Origin of the sequence: Pseudomonas sp. B21-056 (genome assembly GCF_026016325.1) — a bacterium.
In the GTDB taxonomy this organism is placed as follows: Bacteria; Pseudomonadota; Gammaproteobacteria; order Pseudomonadales; family Pseudomonadaceae; genus Aquipseudomonas.
The window spans coordinates 5,908,237-5,926,021 of sequence record NZ_CP087203.1; the positions used below are offsets into that span (position 1 = coordinate 5,908,237).

General features: G+C 61.9%; 13 protein-coding genes. 4 read left to right on the plus strand and 9 right to left on the minus strand.

Translation table 11 applies throughout. The features are described 5' to 3' along the window. Nucleotides 1-21: 21 nt before the first annotated feature. The 9 genes from LOY67_RS25890 to LOY67_RS25930 all read right to left on the minus strand — a co-directional run bounded on the left by LOY67_RS25890 (nt 22) and on the right by LOY67_RS25930 (nt 15,049). Nucleotides 22-1,890, minus strand: a complete 1,869-nt coding sequence (locus LOY67_RS25890; RefSeq protein WP_265064999.1) for a hypothetical protein — start codon at nt 1,888-1,890, stop codon at nt 22-24. A gap of 123 nt (nt 1,891-2,013) precedes the next feature. Further along, entirely contained in the window at nt 2,014-5,466 is a 3,453-nt protein-coding gene (locus tag LOY67_RS25895) for a GMC oxidoreductase (RefSeq protein WP_265065000.1), read from the minus strand. Nucleotides 5,467-6,504: 1,038 nt separating this feature from the next. After that, complete coding sequence (locus LOY67_RS25900; protein WP_265065001.1) at nt 6,505-7,071, minus strand: GNAT family N-acetyltransferase; 567 nt, start codon at nt 7,069-7,071, stop codon at nt 6,505-6,507. Nucleotides 7,072-7,264: 193 nt separating this feature from the next. Then, on the minus strand, nt 7,265-8,035 hold the full coding sequence (locus LOY67_RS25905) for an electron transfer flavoprotein subunit beta (protein WP_265065002.1): 771 nt from the start codon (nt 8,033-8,035) through the stop codon (nt 7,265-7,267). Between the two features lie 15 nt (nt 8,036-8,050). Next, nucleotides 8,051-9,271, minus strand: coding sequence for an electron transfer flavoprotein subunit alpha/FixB family protein (locus LOY67_RS25910; RefSeq protein WP_265065003.1), 1,221 nt, complete (start codon nt 9,269-9,271; stop codon nt 8,051-8,053). Continuing rightward, nucleotides 9,271-11,220, minus strand: coding sequence for a dimethylglycine demethylation protein DgcB (gene dgcB, locus LOY67_RS25915; protein ID WP_265065004.1), 1,950 nt, complete (start codon nt 11,218-11,220; stop codon nt 9,271-9,273). The genes LOY67_RS25910 and dgcB overlap by 1 nt, the downstream gene beginning before the upstream one ends. Nucleotides 11,221-11,384: 164 nt before the next feature. Then, nucleotides 11,385-13,445: a dimethylglycine demethylation protein DgcA gene (dgcA, locus tag LOY67_RS25920; RefSeq protein ID WP_265065005.1), complete on the minus strand. Its 2,061-nt coding sequence runs from the start codon at nt 13,443-13,445 to the stop codon at nt 11,385-11,387. Between the two features lie 15 nt (nt 13,446-13,460). Beyond that, complete coding sequence (locus LOY67_RS25925; RefSeq protein ID WP_041021573.1) at nt 13,461-13,991, minus strand: DUF5943 domain-containing protein; 531 nt, start codon at nt 13,989-13,991, stop codon at nt 13,461-13,463. Between the two features lie 80 nt (nt 13,992-14,071). After that, nucleotides 14,072-15,049 (minus strand): dipeptidase, encoded by a 978-nt coding sequence (locus LOY67_RS25930; protein WP_047702363.1) that lies wholly within the window; start codon nt 15,047-15,049, stop codon nt 14,072-14,074. A gap of 234 nt (nt 15,050-15,283) precedes the next feature. On the opposite strand from LOY67_RS25930, the gene LOY67_RS25935 reads away from it, so the two are divergent. The 4 genes from LOY67_RS25935 (at nt 15,284) to LOY67_RS25950 (ending at nt 17,567) form a co-directional block, all read left to right on the plus strand. Then, the gene (locus LOY67_RS25935; protein ID WP_265065006.1) at nt 15,284-15,685 is read left to right on the plus strand and encodes a lysozyme inhibitor LprI family protein; all 402 of its coding nucleotides are present in this window, start codon (nt 15,284-15,286) and stop codon (nt 15,683-15,685) included. A gap of 110 nt (nt 15,686-15,795) precedes the next feature. Further along, the gene (locus tag LOY67_RS25940) at nt 15,796-16,119 is read left to right on the plus strand and encodes a helix-turn-helix domain-containing protein (RefSeq protein WP_265065007.1); all 324 of its coding nucleotides are present in this window, start codon (nt 15,796-15,798) and stop codon (nt 16,117-16,119) included. A gap of 176 nt (nt 16,120-16,295) precedes the next feature. Continuing rightward, nucleotides 16,296-17,072 carry a DUF4239 domain-containing protein gene (locus LOY67_RS25945; protein WP_265065008.1) on the plus strand — a complete coding sequence of 259 codons (777 nt, stop codon included), beginning with the start codon at nt 16,296-16,298 and terminating at the stop codon, nt 17,070-17,072. Nucleotides 17,073-17,150: 78 nt separating this feature from the next. Then, the gene (locus LOY67_RS25950; RefSeq protein WP_265065009.1) at nt 17,151-17,567 is read left to right on the plus strand and encodes a DUF3010 family protein; all 417 of its coding nucleotides are present in this window, start codon (nt 17,151-17,153) and stop codon (nt 17,565-17,567) included. Nucleotides 17,568-17,785: the final 218 nt, after the last annotated feature.

Genomic DNA, 17,785 nt, shown 5'->3' on the forward strand with positions numbered 1-17,785 from the left:
GCTCCTTCGTAGTGCCCTGGGCTACAGGGTCTTCATGAATTCGATCAGGGCCCGTTTGTCGGTGTCCGACAGCTGCGTGCCATACAAGTGACCGCCGTTGTGATTGCCTTCCAGGCGGGTGTCGTATTTGAAATCCGCCGACGCCTTCATCTGCGCGCCGCTGGTGATGAAGCCAACCTTCTGCGGGTCATAGATGTCGGAGCCGGTGTAGAACACCTGCGGACGCTGTTCCGGCGGTTGCAGCAGATCCCACAGGGTCGGCACCGAGCCGTTGTGCAGGTATGGGGCGCGCAGCCAGATGCCGTCGGTGGGGGTGTTGCTGTAGCTCTGGGTCTTGCGATAGGCGTTGAAGTCGAACGGCGGTTTCTTGAAGCCGTGGAACGCCGTCACCAGCCCGGTGGTGAAGGAATCGAGGCGATAGCGATCAGTGCCCAGCTGATCGATGTTGGTGGTGACCTGGCCCGTGTCGGTGCGGCCGAAGTCGTGGCAACCGGCGCAGTTTTTCTCCCAGATCGGCTTGCCCTGGGCCACCTTCGCCTGGTCCAGGGCGAACGGCCAGGCCGGCGCCTTGTGCCCCAGCAACCAGTTGGTCACGCGGTTGAAGCTGGGCGGCAGCACCGATTCCGGCGTCGCGCCCACGGCCATGGCGGCGGCGTAGTTGCGCTCGTGGATCTTGTTGTTATTGCCGTCCCAGTGCAGGTACATCGACTCGCGGGGTTTCTGGTTCCAGACCTGGGGCAGGTCCACGGTGCCGATGGTGGAGTCATCCGGGAAGCCGAACACCACCATTTTGGTCGGGTTGAAAGTGTCGGTTCGCCCCGGTCCCTGGGCCGGGCGCAGTTTCTGCCAGGCGTAGGCCTGCTTCTGCTTGAGCAGTGCGCTCTTGGCCATCGGGATGATCAGGTAGCGGTTGTACAGCTTCTCCCAGAAGCCCAGCTGGAACTTGCCGTTGATCGCGGCCATGACCGCATCGGGGGTGAATTTCGGGTCGCTGGCGCAATCGTAGGCGAACCATTGGAAGGCCTGTAGCTGCAAGGTATTGGCCGGCGCGCTCGCGACCGGCACCGCGACGTCAGTGGCGTTGGCCCGGTAGGAGCCGGTGTGGCACAGGGCGCAGTTCGGCTCCACGGTGGGGTAACCGAGTTGCCGCTTGGCCATGCCGATGGGCAGGTCCTTACCGTTCTCGTAGAGGAAACCGAACACTTCGTAGCCGCCGGGCTTGGGCATTTTTTCCGGGCACATCTGCGGCAGCACGGCGAACAGGTAGTACGGAATCCGCGCCTCGATGCCGAGGCCGATGGCGGCGTATTTGTAATGGTCTTCGTCGGAAGCGAAGTCCGGTTGCGGCACTTCGCGGATCATCTGGTACCAGGTCTGGTAGCCGATGAAGCCCAGCACCAGCACCAGTACCAACGCGCCGGTCCTGAAGCGCGGGCTCTGCCAGTGCCGGGCCCAGCCTTCACGCCACTCCCGGCAACCGGCGCAGATCAAGGCCAGCGGGCGATTGGCAACCGGGCTGCCCAGGTACAGCAGCACGCCCAGGATCAGGAACATGCTCAGGTCGCCCATCAGCATCGGCACGAACAACGGCCCCTGGTTGTTGGTGTTGATCAGGTAGATCCAGAACACCACCGCCACCAGCCGCGAGAGCACGCACAACCACGAATTCACCACGAAACGCGGCGCGTTGAACCCCGAAGGCATATAGAACAGGCTGATCCCCACCAGCAACATGCCGGTGTTTTCCAGCCAGGGATCGGACAGCACGGGTGGCAGGCCGAGCATGGACGTCAGCAACGCCGGCGCGAACAGCGCCGGAATCGCGAAGAACATGTTCATGACAATCCCGACCCAGATGATGCGTTGGTACCAGCGGATGTAAGTGTTCATAGCATTTCCCCAGATCGTGCCCACGCTCTGCGTGGGCATGCATCCCATGACGCTCTGCGTCATAAAAGCGGACGCGGAGCGTCCGTGGCGGCATTCCCACGCAGAGCGTGGGAACGATCCCGGCTAGCCGAGCGCAGTCTTCTCCAGGTGCTCAAGGACGATCGGATACACATCCACCACCGCATCCTTGCCGAAGATGCAGTCGATATGGCCGTAGCCTGGTACCTCATGGCGACTGAACAGTTGCGGACCGTGCATGTCGCACAGGCGCTCATAGGTCTTGAGGGTGCTTTGCGGCAGGTAGCACTGGTTGTCGGCGCCGCTGATGAAGCAGATCGGCAACTTCAACCGGTCGAAATGCGGCATGTAGACGTCGTTGCCCTTGAAGTCCACCAGGTGCCCCTTGCGCACGATCAGCGCCAGGTGCTCGAAGGTGTGCATGTTCGACTCGCCGAACAGTTCATGCAGGTTGTCGTGCAGGGTTTCGTTGAGGGTGTCGTGGCGGTACAGCGACGCATACATGAAGGTAATGCGATGGCAGACCGGGTTGGTGCAGTAGCCCTGGGCCTCGATCCGGGCGTAGCCATTCAGCGCTTTGTCATAGAGCTTGTTGAACCAGTTCTCCTTGGTGTCGGCGTAGGCCGTGAGGGACTTGATGCCGATGGCGTCGAGCATGCCCGGCAGGTGCAGGCCGGCCTTCAGACCGGTGGCGGTGGCAACCACCGTGTCGGCGGCGATCTGCGAGCAGACCACCGAGCGCACGCCTTGCAGGCCCGCCAGCATCGACATGAAGAACGTCGTCGCACCGTAGCAATGCACCACGCACTGCACGTCGCGGGCGAGGGTCGCCTGCTGGATCTGCTCGATGGCGGCCTTGAAGTCGTACTGGGCCACCTGGTCGCCATTCCACTCATGCTTGCTGGCGGGCAACAGGATGCTCACCCGCAAATCCAGCAGCCAGACGTCGTACTCGTGCTTGCACAGGTACTCCAGCAGGTTGGTGTGAATGGTGTCGGTGGAAAAGATGTTCGAGCCCACGCCCAGGCCGTGAACCAGCATCACCGGGCCTTTGCTGCCCGCCTGGTAGCGGGTCAGGCGCAGTTGGACGTTGTCTTCGGTCTCGAAGAAATGCACGGTGGGCGCCGGTGCGTCCAGCGGCCGTTTGATGCGCGGCGGTGCATCCGGGTTGAAGTAGATATCGCCGGCGAACACCCCGCCGTAGCTCTCCCAGAGGATGCCGGCAAAGAACTTGCCGAACCGCGCCAGGGCCTCGAGGCGTTCGCGTTCGTTACGGGCATTGAGCACCTTCATGGTGGTCATCTGCTTGGCAAAGTCCGCCGGCAGGATGTGCATCACCCCCGAGCCAAGCACCGCGCCGGTCTTGTCCGGCCCGCGATAGAGCGTGACATAGAGGGTGCTGGTGTCATGCCAGATGTTCAGCACGCCGTTGTCCTCGGGCACGGTCTTGAAGGCGCTGAAGTAATAGTCGCTGCCGTCCTCGGCGGTCAGCTTCATGTCGTAGTTCATGTGGCGCACGCCCACCTGCTCCTGATATTGCTCGAACAGGTTGAATACGCCGTTGCTGGCGACCAGCGGCTGCGGCGAGAGCAACGGTGCATCCAAAGTGCCCACCAGCGTCGCGGCGTGTTCCGGCTCCTTGATCATGCGGTTGAGATCATCGGCGGTGATGGTCAGGGTAAATTCGATGGTCGAGTTGTCGGTTTTGCCGCGCTTGGCCGCTGCTTCGTAAAGCGTGAGGTCGGTGCCCTGGGCCTGGGTGAAGGCAGTGGAGAAGTAGCCCTTCATGGTTTCGGTGAATTGCACGCCAAGGGTTGGCGCCGCCACCTGTTTACGCGGGGCCGAAGGCAGCGTGTAGTCGATCAGCCAGCCGCGATCGGCCGCCAGTAGCCCCATGTTGCGCTCGCTCACCGCCGAAATGGTCAGCAGCGGGTTGACCGCCAGGGAAGTCGGGATCACCGCACCGTCGGCCACGTACAGGCCGGGATAGACATCCGTGCCACTGGCGCCACTGAACACCTGGCCCTTGTGGTTGACCACACCTTGCGTCGCGTCTTCGCCCATCACGCAACCGCCCAGGGGATGGACCGAGACGATGCTGTGCTTGAGCAACTTGGTCCAGATCGGGTTTTCGACCCAGATACCGCCCAGCGCCTTGGTGCTCTGGTGCAGGCGCTCGTTGCCGAGGGTGACGTTCTCCTGCTCGCCGACACCGGGCCAGTCGATGCGCAACTGGTCCTTGTTGTCGAGCACCATGCGGCCCTTGCCGTTGTCGTGGCTCATGATCAGGTAGGTCTGCATGTTATGCAGCGCGCCGTGATACGGGCCGCGCAAGAAGCTTTCGGCTTCCCGCCCCTTGTATTTCAGGCTGGCACCGAAGCCGGTGTCGGTCGGCACGCCGATCATTTCGGCGAACGCCGCCATGCTCGGCACCATCGGCCGCCCCAGAGCGCCGGGAATCGACCCTTCCTCGATGACCATGCGACTGCGCCAGTCACCCTCGGTGCGCATGTCGATGATCGAGGTGATGCACGGCCCCACCGGATCCAGCTCCTTGGCCGAGTGGGCGCCGAAGCCGATGCCGTTGATGGTCTGGTCGCAGTTGTGGCCGAACCCGAGGATGTCGCCGTTGCCGCTCATGTTCTCGCCCAGTTGACTGGACATCGACAGCCCCTTGTCCCGGGAGCGCAGCATGATCTCGGTGGAGCCCAGGGTACCGGCGGACACCACCACGATGTCGGCCCGCACGAACAACGTAGGCGCCGAGAACAGTTCACGGCCGCTGTCCAGGTACTGGAAGTGCACGATCCAGCCGTTACCGTCGCGCTCCAGGTGCCGCACCTCGGCCTGGCAGAAAATTTCCGCGCCATGGTTCCAGGCATCCGGCAGGTAGTTCATCAGCGTGGTGTTCTTGGCCTTGTTGTTACAACCGGAGACGCAGTCGCCACAGCCGTTGCACGGCAATTGCTCGACGCCGACGTGGTTGAGGTTATTGGGCAACTTGTCGAACGTGACGTTGATGGGCGGCTTGTAGAAATGCGCGCCTTGCTTGAGGTAATCCGCGGATTTTTTGTGCGCGTCGAGCTTGGGCAGGTTCGGCCCCGAGGCCGGGTAAGGATTGGGCTTGAGCATTTCGCGGGCGCGCTCGTAGCCGTCCTTGAGCAGCGTGTCACGGTGCTCACGCACTTCCAGCGGCCAGCGCGGGTCTTCGAACACCCCGGGCTCCGGTTCCAGCGCGACGTTGGCGTTGATCAGCGAAGTGCCGCCCAGGCCGCAGCCCACCACCACGTTCTGCTGGGCATTGACATGCAGGTCGAACATCCCGGTGCGCGAGCCGATGTGGCCGTCCGGGTCATGCACCTGCAACTCTTCGGTGGCCGCCAGCATGGTGTTGGGGTACTCGCCGGGTTGCCTCTCCCGGCCGCGTTCCAACAGGCACACCTTGCGCCCGGCCCGGGACAGCCGTGAAGCGGCAATGCCGCCGCCGTAACCGGAGCCGATGACGATAACGTCGTAATGCTCCTTGATGTCGCTGATGGGGGTCGAGATCCGTGTCATGTCCAAGTCCTCTCAGGCAGATAGGGCAACTCTGCGGTTGCCTGTAAATCGAAGGCGTGCGAGCGCCTGGCCGCGGTCCCGTAGGGGTACGCGCGGCAGTCAACGGTGTTACGGGGAAACTGGAGCGTGGGTGAACGCTATTGACGCGCACGCTGGTTGGCGGCGCGGCGACGAATGCGTCTGGGCAACAACATGGGCGGCGTCGGGATGCAATTCACCGAAGGGGGGAGGTACGCGTGAGGCTGTCGGCTATCCATCCTGTGCTCTCCCTGAACCGGATGTGGATAAAAACGCTGATGTCCTTGTGGTTTGGAGTGAAGACACGCGACCGTCGCCCGTCAAGGCAGTTCCTTAGAACTGTATGAAATTTGATCTATCGCGTTTCGGACTATACCAATCGGGGGCCACAGCCTTTCGCGAACAAGTTATCCACAAGTCCACCCACAGCTAATGGGGACAAGTGCCCTTCTGATTGGCTGTTCCTGAGGCAAATCCTGGAAAAATCCGCCACTTAGCCTATCGAGGATATCGCCGTCATATCGATCAGTTTTTGATCAGCCGCCTGAAAGGCTTGATCCATAGGGCTTACAGCAGGGAGCGAACACCTTATCCACAGAAGCGCCAACAGTGTTTGGGGGTAAATTTGACGGTACTGTGGAAAACCGCTGCAACGGCCTGTAAATCAAGACTCCGTGGGGGATTTTCAGATTAAAAAGGTGAATTGATTATTTAATGACCAATCGCCTGAAGAGCCCGTTCCGTATGGCTTGTAGAGGACAGCAAACATCTTATCCACAAAGGCGCCAACAGAGATTGGGGGCAACTGCGGTTCATCGTCCGCTTTTATTCACACGAAAAAGCCAATGAAAACCGTGGGTTAGGCTGGCTATTTTCTGAGCGCAGGCTTGCAGCGCTTGATTGACAAGGGGTATAGCGAGGGGCGAACAGGTTATCCACAGATGGATGCACAGCGATTGTGGGTAAACGCCGCTTTTCGGGGAAGAGCCCGCTCGCTGGCAGAAGTCTTGTCGGCGGCCTTCAGGCCCGATACATGAGATACGCGTCCCCCGTCACCCGAATCATCGGATGCGGAACCACTTGGCAGGTTTTAACAATGCCAAAGCCATGACGTTCATAAAAGCGCCGGGCCCCGGTGTTCGCTGCGTAGTCGATCAGGCTCAGGCCCTTGAGTTTCAGTTGATCGGCCCGCTGTTGTGCCAGCTCGAGAAAGCGCACGCCCAGCCCTTTGCTACGCCACCCTTCATGGAGGGCCAGGCTGGATATATAGAGGGTATCGGGAACTTCCATGTCGGCGTAGGGCGCCAGGACCGGATCTGTGACGGGAGTCGCCAGCGGATCATGGCGCATCACGTAACTGTGCATCATCCCGATGACCCGCCCACCCGCCTCTGCGATGACGCAGTTCTGGTAAGAGAAATCCACATCCTCCCGCGCGTAGCGTGCTGCGCCCACCTCTACAAGCTCCTGGCCGGGCGCCGCCAACTGGCTCCAGATGTAATCCGAAGCACCTTCGGAAGAAATCTGGAACAAACGGGCAATCTCGAGCGTATCCGTGGGTAAAGCCGGACGAAACAGGATGTCCATGAAGGGGCTCCAATAGCTATCAGACGCCTTTGGGGGTTATCCACAGGCGTATACAGGAGTTGTGGGTAAACCCGATCCTCTGTGGGAGCGAGCCTGCTCGCGATAGCGGTGTATCAGCGACAACAATGTCACCTGACACCCAGCCATCGCGAGCAGGCTCGCTCCCACATGGGGTTTTGCGGGGATTGCGGGGTTAGCGAACCACCCCTTCCTCCACCAGCAACTTGAGTATCGCCTCGGCGCCTGCCTCCGGGCTCAGGCCCTTGAGCACTTGCCCACCGCCACCGCTGGCCTTGGCCGTGGCGGCTTTCATACGGTCGGCGCCACTCTTGGCCTTGATGACTTTCAGGCGCTTGGGACGTGGCTTGGCCGGCTGCAGGGTTGCCACCGCCAGCAGAGCGTCGTCGATCACTTCGACTTCTTCAGCGTGCAACGCGCCGCGCCGGGCTGGGCCGTAGGCGCTTTGCCGGGGTTTTGGCGCGGCGTTATCCACGGTGGCCAGGAATGGCAGGCGCACTTTCAGGCGCCGCCGCTGCCCACGGGGCAAGGCTTGCAGCACCAGGGCCACGCCATTGTCGAGGGACTCGACCTGGGCCAGACCCACCACCAGAGGCCAGCCGAGGTTTTCCGCCAGCAGGAACGGCAGCATCCCCGAGCCTTCGCCGGTTTCCGCCTGGCTGCCGGTCAGCACCACTTGGGCGCCCACATCACGCAGATAGTCGGTCAGCGCCGGCAGCGCATCGCCGCCCGCAGGGTTTTCCAGCACGTGCAGTTCGTCCAGACCCATGCCCAGGTAGGCGCGCAGGGCCGGCTCGGCCACGTCACCGGCGTGCAGCACTTGCAGGTCGTTGCCGGCCAGTTGCAGGCCCAACTCCACGGCGCGGGCGTCCTGCTCGGCGCGCCGGGGCCGACCGGAGGTCGGGTGCGCGCCAATGGACACGAGGCTGATCACTTGAGTACTCATGGTTGAATCCTTAGCTTAAGCCGCATCACGCTTGGCCTCGTTGCGGTAAGCCTCTACCGCCGTGATCAAGGCTTGGAGAATCGCCGCGCTGTCACCGATCACCGACAGGTCCGCCCGTTTGATCATGTCGCAGCCCGGGTCGAGGTTGATCGCCACCACCTTGTCGCAGGCACCGATGCCTTGCAGGTGCTGGATCGCCCCGGAAATCCCCACCGCCACGTAAACCCGTGCGGTAACCCAGGTACCACTGGCGCCGACCTGACGGTCCCGGGCCATGAAACCATCGTCCACCGCCACCCGCGACGCGCCTTCGGTGGCGCCCAGGGCCGCAGCGGTCTGGTGGAACAGCGCCCAGTCCTTGACCCCGTTGCCGCCCGAGAAAATGAATTCGGCTTCGGCCATCGGGATCGCGCCCGGATCCACCGCCACCGCACCCAGATCCTCGATGCGTGACAGACTGCGGGCCACGCTTGTGGATAACTCCACCGGCAAGGCTTCATGACGGGTTTCGCTGACCGGTTCGGCGCATTCGGCTGCGGCCAGGATCAACCGTGCCAACGGCCTGGCCAAGTCTTGCAGACCCGCGCCGGCGCGGCCGATGCATTCCTCGCCCTTGACTTGCCAGACGCGGGTCGCCGGACGCTCGCCCAAGGCCGCGGCAAATCGCCGGCCCAGTTCGCCGCCACCACTGCGGCTGTCGGGCAGCAGCCAGTGGCGTGGGTTGAACTGGTTATCCACAGCTCGCAGGCCCTGCACCCGTTGTTCCGGTGCATAACCGCTGAATTCCTCGCCGTCCAGCACCAGCAGGCGGTCGACGCCGGCCGTGGCGAACGCGCTCTCCTTGTGCTCGCCGAAGACCACTGCCAGCACGGCACCTTCCGTACCGGCCAGTTGATGAGCCAGGCCCAGCAGATCGCGGTCGTGACTGCTGAGACGCCCGCCCACCATGTCCGGCACCACACAGATGTGGAACGCCGGTTGCGGTACCTGATGCAACGGCAGTTGTACCTCAGTCGCGGCGCTGCGCTTGGCCGTGCCGCCCTGCTGGGCGCCGCTGCGGTCGATACGCTTGATTCCGTTGGGGCCGATGAAACCGACGCCATGGACATTCTTGCGAATGATGCCGTTAGGCCCCATCCAACTGTGCTGTACCGGTTGCATGGCCGCGTGCAGCGGGTGCAGGCGGTTGCGGGCGATCCACTCGGCGCGAGGGTCGCGGCGGATGATGTCGCTCATTAATGCACCTCCGCAGGTTCACGTTTGGCCGGGGTCGCAGACTTGCTCGGCGCCGCCTCTTCGAGCAGGGCATCGGCCACCAGCTCAGCGATATCCTTGATCATCGGCCGGGGCTCGACCACACCTTCAAGCATTGCGGTGCACTGTGGGCAACCTACCGCCACCAGCTCGGCGCCGGTTTCGCGGATGTCTTCCATGCGCATGTCAGGGATCCGCTGTTTGCCCGGGATGTCGGTGATCGGCGCACCGCCGCCACCGCCGCAGCAACGCGAACGGAAACCGGAACGCTGCATTTCCTTGACCTCGATGCCCAGGGCGCACAGCACCTGACGCGGTGCCTCGTATTCGCCGTTGTAGCGGCCCAGGTAGCACGGGTCGTGATAGGTCACGCTGTCACCCTTGTGCTGGCCGAGGCTGAGGGCACCGGCGTCGATGATTTCCGCCAGGTAGGTGCTGTGATGCTGCACCAGGTAGTTGCCATCGAAGGCGCCGTATTCGTTTTTCAGCACGTGGAAACTGTGAGGGTCGCAGGTCACGATGCGGTTGAAACTGTATTTGGCCAGGGTCTGGATATTGCGCTTGGCTAACAGTTGGAAGGTCGCTTCGTCACCGAGGCGCCGGGCCACGTCGCCGCTGTCGCGTTCTTCGAGACCGAGCACGGCGAAGTCGATGTTCGCGGCCTTCAGCACTTTGACGAAGGCACGCAAGGTGCGCTGGTTGCGCATATCGAAGGCACCGTCGCCGACCCAGAACAGCACGTCGGTGGATTTCTTCTCGCTGAGCAGGTTCAGGTTCAGGTCCGCCGCCCAGTTCATCCGTCCGCCCGGGGCGAAGCCGCCAGGGTTATCGGTGGCGATGAGGTTTTCCAGCACCTCGGCGCCCTTGTTCGGCGTAGCGCCTTTTTCCAGGGTCAGGTGCCGGCGCATGTCGACGATGGCGTCGACGTGCTCGATCATCATCGGGCATTCCTCGACGCAGGCACGGCAGGTGGTGCAGGACCACAGCGTCTCGGCGTCCACCAGGCCGTTGACGATCGGCTGGTGCGGATTACCGCCGTGCTCGCCCACCGGTTTGCCTGGGTACGGGCTGCCGGCGAACTTCGCATCGGTGCCGCCGGCCAGGCCGACGACCATGTCCTGGATGAGCTTTTTCGGGTTCAGCGGTTGGCCGGCGGCGAACGCCGGGCAGGCCGCTTCACATTTGCCGCATTGCACGCAGGCGTCGAAGCCGAGCAACTGGTTCCAGGTGAAATCCTTGGGTTTCTCTACGCCCAACGGCGCTTGCGGGTCGTTCAGGTCCAGCGGTTTAAGGCCGGTGGAACGACCGCCGCCAAAGCGCTCGGCGCGGCGGTGCCAGGCCAGGTGCAAGGCACCGGCAAAGGCGTGCTTCATCGGCCCGCCCCAGGTCATGCCGAACAACAGTTCCGACACGCCCCACAACACGCCGACGCCGAGGATCGCCGCCAGCAGCCAGCCACCGAAGTTTTCCGGAAGAATACCGGCCACCGGCAGGGTCACCAGGAAGAACGATGCCGAGAACGCCAACAGGCTTTTCGGCAGGCGCATCCACGGGCCTTTCGACAGCCGCGACGGCGGATTGCGCCGACGCAGGTAGACAAAGATCGCACCGACGAACATCACCGCCGACATCAACAGCAGTGCATAGCCAAGGAAGCGGTTATGCAGGCCGAAGCCGTGCACCAGGATCGCCAGCACCAGCGATGCCACTGCACCACCGGCCGTGGCAACGTGGGTGTTGGCAATGTATTTGTCCCGCGCCACCACGTGGTGCAAATCCACCATGTAGCGCTTGGGCATGGCAAAGAGGCCGCCGATCAGGTTGACCTTGGACGGTCGCCCCCGGCGCCACATGTTCACCCGCCGCAAGGCGCCAAGGACCGCAAGGCCCAAGGCGGCGAACAGCAGGATGGGAAGAAGGGTGTTCAACATAGGTGTTGCTCCCAAAGACCTCAGGGTCTTGCAGGTCGAGATGCCTTACTCGGTTCCTGTGGGAGCGAGCCTGCTCGCGATGACGGACTCAAATTCAACATAGATGTCGACTGATCCACCGCTATCGCGAGCAGGCTCGCTCCCACAGGGTCATGTGCAAGCGCTTAGAAATCCTTGCACAGCCGCAGGGCGTCGTAGATCGCGGCGTGGGTATTACGCTGCGCCACGCAGTCGCCGATGCGGAACAGCAGGTAGCCGTCGCCGCTCTGCTCCAGGCACGGTTGCGGCTTGATCGCGAACAGGGCTTCGACGTCGATCTGGCCCTTGTTGCGCGAACCTTCCTTGAGGGCGTAGTAGATTTCCTCGTCCGGCCGCACGCCGTTCTCGACCACCACCTGGTCCACCACGCGTTCTTCCTTGGCACCGGTGTATTCGTTCTCCAGCACCGCCACCAGCTTGTCGCCTTCGCGGTAGACCTTCTCCAGCATCATGTCCCCGGTCATGATCACTTCTTTGGGGTACATGCTGCGGTAGTAGGTGGGGAACGACGTCCCGCCAATGGCCACGCCCGGCTTGATGTCGTCAGTGACGATCTCGACCTGGCTGCCCTTGTCGGCGAGGAAGTCGGCCACCGACATGCCGGTGAACTCACAGATGGTGTCGTAGACCAGCACGTTCTTGCCCGGTGCGACCTTGCCGTCGAGCACGTCCCAGCTGCTGACCACCAGCCCTTCGGCGGCGCCCCAGTGCTCGTTCTGCTCCAGGTTCGGATGACCGCCAACCGCCAGCACCACCACATCCGGACGCAGATCCATGATGGTCGCCGCGTCGGCCGCCACGCCCAGGCGCAGGTCGACTTTCAGCCGCGCCAGTTCCAGTTGGAACCAACGGGTGATACCGGCGATCTGGTCCCGTTGCGGGGCTTTCGAGGCCGTGGTGATCTGCCCGCCGATGAATTCCTTCTTCTCGAACAGGGTCACGTCATGACCACGTTCAGCCGCCACGCGAGCGGCTTCCATCCCGGCCGGGCCGGCACCGACTACCACCACCTTGCGTTTCGGCCCGGTGGATTTCTCGATGATGTGCGGCACGCCCATGTACTCACGGGAGGTCGCGGCGTTCTGGATGCACAGCACGTCCAGGCCCTGGTACTGACGGTCGATGCAGTAGTTGGCGCCGACGCACTGCTTGATCTGGTCGACCTGGCCCATCTTGATCTTGGTGATCAGGTGCGGGTCGGCGATGTGGGCGCGGGTCATGCCGACCATGTCGACGTAACCGCCCTCCAGGATCCGCGTGGCCTGGTTCGGGTCCTTGATGTTCTGCGCGTGCAGCACCGGGACCTTGACCACTTCCTTGATACCGGCGGCCAGGTGCAGGAACGGCTCCGGTGGATAACTCATGTTCGGGATAACGTTGGCCAGGGTGTTGTGGGTGTCGCAACCCGACCCCACGACGCCGATGAAATCCAGCATGCCGGTGTCATCGTAGTACTTGGCGATCTGTTTCATGTCCTCGTGGGACAGGCCGTCCGGGTGGAACTCGTCACCGCACAGGCGCATGCCCACGCAGAAGTCGTCGCCCACTTCGGCGCGCACGGCCTTGAGCACTTCCAGGCCGAACTTCATGCGGCCTTCGAAGCTGCCGCCCCACTCGTCGGTACGTTTGTTGACCCGCGGGCTCCAGAACTGGTCGATCATGTGCTGGTGCACGGCGGACAGCTCGACACCGTCCAGGCCACCGGCCTTGGCCCGGCGTGCCGCCTGGGCATAGTTGCCGATCACCCGCCAGATTTCTTCCGGCTCGATGGTCTTGCAGGTAGCGCGGTGCACCGGTTCACGCACACCGGACGGCGACATCAGGGTCGGCCAGTTGAAGCCGTCCCAGCGCGAGCGACGGCCCATGTGGGTAATCTGGATCATGATCTTGGCGCCATGCTTGTGCATGGCGTCGGCCAGGTTCTGGAAGTGCGGGATGATGCGGTCGGTGGACAGGTTCACCGAGCTCCACCATTCCTGCGGGCTGTCGATGGCGACCACCGAGGAGCCACCGCAAATCGCCAGGCCGATGCCGCCCTTGGCCTTTTCTTCGTAATACTTCACGTACCGGTCGGTGGTCATCCCGCCGTCAGTGGCATAGACCTCGGCGTGAGCGGTGCTGAGCACGCGGTTGCGGATGGTCAGTTTGCCGATCTGGATCGGCTGGAACATTGCTTCAAAAGCCATGGCGCAATCCTCGACTTACAACGGCTTGGTGATGAACAGGCCGTCGTCGTGGCCTTCTTCGGAACCACCGTAGACCTGCTCGGCCACGGTACGGATCGAACTGCCGCGAGCAGCGAGGATCTGGTCCATGGCACCGGCAAACCAGCCGGTGAACATGTAGTCGACCTTGCGTCCGACCTTGCCGTATACATAGACGAATGCCGAGTGTTCGAGCTTGACGCTGCAGGTGCCTTTATCGAGGTCGATGTCCTGGATCTTGAACAGGCCCCAGCCGCGCTGCGACAGGCGCTTCATGTAGTGCTCGAATACAGCGACGCCTTCCAGGCCATGGCATTCGGCTTCTTTTTCACACCAGTGCCAGGCGGATTTGTAGCCGGCCTTGTAGAGGATCTCGGCGTAGGCGTCGGCGCCCAGCACTTCCTCGATGCCCATGTGGTTGTTGACGAAGAAGTGACGCGGCACGTAGAGCATCGGCAGGGCGTCGGAGGTCCAGACACCGGTTTCGCTGTCGACTTCGATAGGCAGTTGAGGGGCGATTTTGGCCATTGAAACTTGACTCCGGAAATTCGTGATGTTGCCTGCGGCGCACAGGGCCGCAGGTAAAGGATTCAGTGCAGCAGCGGCGTTTACTCGCCCCAGACGTCCTTGAGGACGTTGACCCAGTTCTCGCCCATGATCTTGCGTACCACTCGCTCGGAATGACCGCGCTTGAGCAGCGTCTCGGTGAGGTTCGGGAACTCGCCCACGGTACGGATGCCCAGGGGGTTGATGATTTTGCCGAAGCTGGTCAGGCGACGGGCGTAGCCCTTGTCGTGAGTCAGCATTTCGAAGAACGCCTGGTCGTGACCCTGGGTGAAGTCGGTGCCGATGCCGATGGCGTCCTCACCGACGAGGTTCATGGTGTACTCGATGGCCTCGGCGTAGTCGTCGATGGTCGAATCGATGCCCTTGGCCAGGAACGGCGCGAACATGGTCACGCCGACAAAGCCGCCGTGGTCGGCGATGAACTTCAGTTCTTCATCGGATTTGTTGCGTGGGTGTTCTTTCAGGCCGGACGGCAGGCAGTGGGAATAGCAGACCGGCTTCTTCGACTCGAGGATGACCTCTTCGGAGGTCTTGGAACCGACGTGGGAGAGGTCGCACATGATGCCGACGCGGTTCATCTCGGCGACGATTTCACGACCGAAGCCCGACAGGCCGCCGTCGCGCTCGTAGCAACCGGTGCCGACCAGGTTCTGGGTGTTGTAGCACATCTGCACCACACCGACGCCGAGCTGCTTGAAGATCTCGACATAACCGAGCTGGTCTTCGAAGGCATGGGCATTCTGGAAACCGAAGATGATGCCGGTCTTGCCCTGTTCCTTGGCGAGGCGGATGTCGGCGGTGGTTTTCACCGGGATCACCAGGTCGCTGTTTTCGCGGATCAGTTTCTGGCTGGCAGCGATGTTGTTGATGGTGGCCTGGAAGCCTTCCCATACCGACACGGTGCAGTTGGCTGCGGTCAGGCCGCCCTTGCGCATGTCTTCGAACAGTTCGCGGTTCCATTTGGCAATGATCAGCCCGTCGATAACGATGCTGTCGGCGTGCAATTCGGCTGGGCTCATCAGGCAGTCCCCTTTTATCGGATTTCATGCGCCGAATCGTCTGCCGGCGCTTTGGGGCCAGCATATGCCTGAGGGCCGTGGCGACCCGGTGCAAAAACGACAGGGGAATTGCCGAAAGCGTCAATCAGCGACAAAGGGCTGCGACCGGCCCACCCTCCCCGTCTGTTCTTTGCCCGACGCTTGCGCCAGAATCCGCTGCATCACTGGTTTTCACTGGACTCGAGCGGCAACGCAATGAAATCAATTTTCCTGGCTTTGGCACTGATCAGCACCGTCGCCCACGCGACCGAAGACACCGAACAGAACCCCTGCGACGCCGTCGAAAACGACGTCCAGACCCTGGCCTGCTCGGTCTACAGCAAGACCGCCGCCGAACAGTTGCTGGGCGAAAACCTGCAAGGCCTCTACGAACGCCTGCAAACCCGCTACGGCAGCGACAAGGCCCAGCTCAACGACATCACCGGCAAGATCAAGGCCGCCCAGCAACTGTGGCAAAAACAACGCGACGCCGACTGCGCCATCGCCGCCTTCCCGGCCAAACCGGGCAGCGAAGCGTACAAGATCGCCGAAAACGACTGCATGGCCCAGGTGAGCGATGATCGGTCGGAGTTTTTGGAGTCGATCGGGCAGGAGTGATGACGGGGCAATATCCAGACACCGTTCATGCATTGGCCTCTGAAAAAATATAAGTCAGGCTTCAAAAGCCTTATAAAAGACTTATGACATTCAAGAGATCAAGAAACGCGATGAACGTACCTACTGATATTCAGATCATCAACGATGCCGAGGGAAATCCGGCATTTGTGGTGATTCCGTACGGACAGTACGTTGCACAAAAACTGGAGCCGGAGCTGATTCCCCATGAGGTGGTCAGCCGAATCGTAGACGGCGCAACCCCCATCCGTGCCTGGCGCGAACATCTGAACCTGACTCAGGACGAGGTTGCCAGGCGCCTGGGCATCTCGCAACCGGCCTTCGCCCAGCAGGAGTCCGTTGCAAAACCCCGCCGGGCCACTCGCGAGAAAATCGCCGCGGCCTTTGGTATCCACGCCGATCAGCTTGAGTTGTAACCCCAGGTCATCTTGCAGGAGGGGCAGCTCACATCCCACCTACTGTCAACTCTGACAGTAGGCGGGATACGAAGAGAATCTTAGGATGAGGCCACGATTCGCTTTGCGGTATGCCCTGGCATCGTCCGGGTCCCGCCGTACAGACGAGCCGAGCACGACATTCAAGGGATTCTCGTATGCACGCGCTTACCGTCCTGCCTTTCTACGGCGTGGCTATCTTCATCGCGATCGTGCTGGGCATCGAGGCTGGTCGCCGGATCGGCAATCGTCATCTGGCCCAGGATCCAGAGGGTGCCCGCCAAGGCATTGGCGCGATTGAAGGCGCGGTGTTCGGCCTGCTGGCGCTGCTGATTGCCTTTACCTTCTCCGGCGCAGCCTCGCGCCTGGACCAGCGGCGCGCGCTGATCGTTGCCGAAACCAACGCCATGGGCACCGCCTGGCTGCGCCTGGATCTGCTGCCGGCCAGCGAGCAACCGGCGGTGCGCCAGGCGTTCAGGGATTATGTCGACGCCCGGATCGACTACTACCGCGACTTGCGCGAGGACCAGATCGACGAAACCGCCCATGACCGGGCCAATGACTTGCAGCAGACCATCTGGAAACGCACCATCGCCGCCCTGCAACAAATGCCCACGCCAACCCTGGGGGTCAGCGTGCTACAGGCGCTGAACGAAATGATCGACATCACCACCACCCGCGCCGTGGCCCACGAAACCCACCCGCCACTGACTATCTACCTGATGCTGGTAGCCATGACCCTGGTCAGCGCCGTGCTGATCGGCTACGGCATGGCCGGTACGGCGCAGCGCCATTGGCTGCACAGCCTGGGCTATGCGGCGGTGATGGTCTGCGTGTTGTATGTGATCCTCGACTTCGAGTACCCCCGCTTCGGCATCATCCGGGTCGACTACTTCGACAAGATCATGCTGGACCTGCGCAAGACCCTGGACTGAGGCGACAAAAATCACCACGTCCACCGGCTCCGATGTGGATAGACTTGCTCCTTTCCACCTCAAGCCCCGAAGGTTCGAATGATTATCTGCGGTATCGAAATCAAAGGCAGCGAAGCGATCATCGCCGTCGCCTCGCTGGATCAACAGGCATTGAGTCACGTCGCACTGAGCACACGGAAAATTGCCCTGGACGACGATGACGAAGCCGCCAACGTCAAGGCCTTCGCTACCCGGGTACGGGCATTCGTCGCCGAAAACCGTATCGAACGCATCGCCATCAAAAAGCGCAGCAAGAAAGGCGAATTTGCCGGCGGCCCGACGACGTTCAAGATCGAAGGGGTCTTCCAGCTGCTGGAAGGTTGCGAGGTGACGCTGCTGTCGCCGCAGACGATCAATGCGCAGAGCAAGAAACACGACTTCGCCCTGCCGGCAACGCTGAACAAGTATCAGCATGAGGCATATAAGGCGGCGTGTGCGGCGCTGGTGAAGAAATAGACCTTGCAAACCAATTGCCGATTGGACACAAGTCTCTGTGGCGAGGGGATTTATCCCCGCTGGGCTGCAGGAGCTGGCGAAGCCTGCGATCTTTTAAATCGTCGCTTGGAACTCAAGTGTCAGGGAAAAGATCGCAGCCTCGCTTCGCTCGACAGCTCCTACGCAGTTCAGCGGGGATAAATCCCCTCGCCACAGATTCTTCGCATGGCAGCTTACCG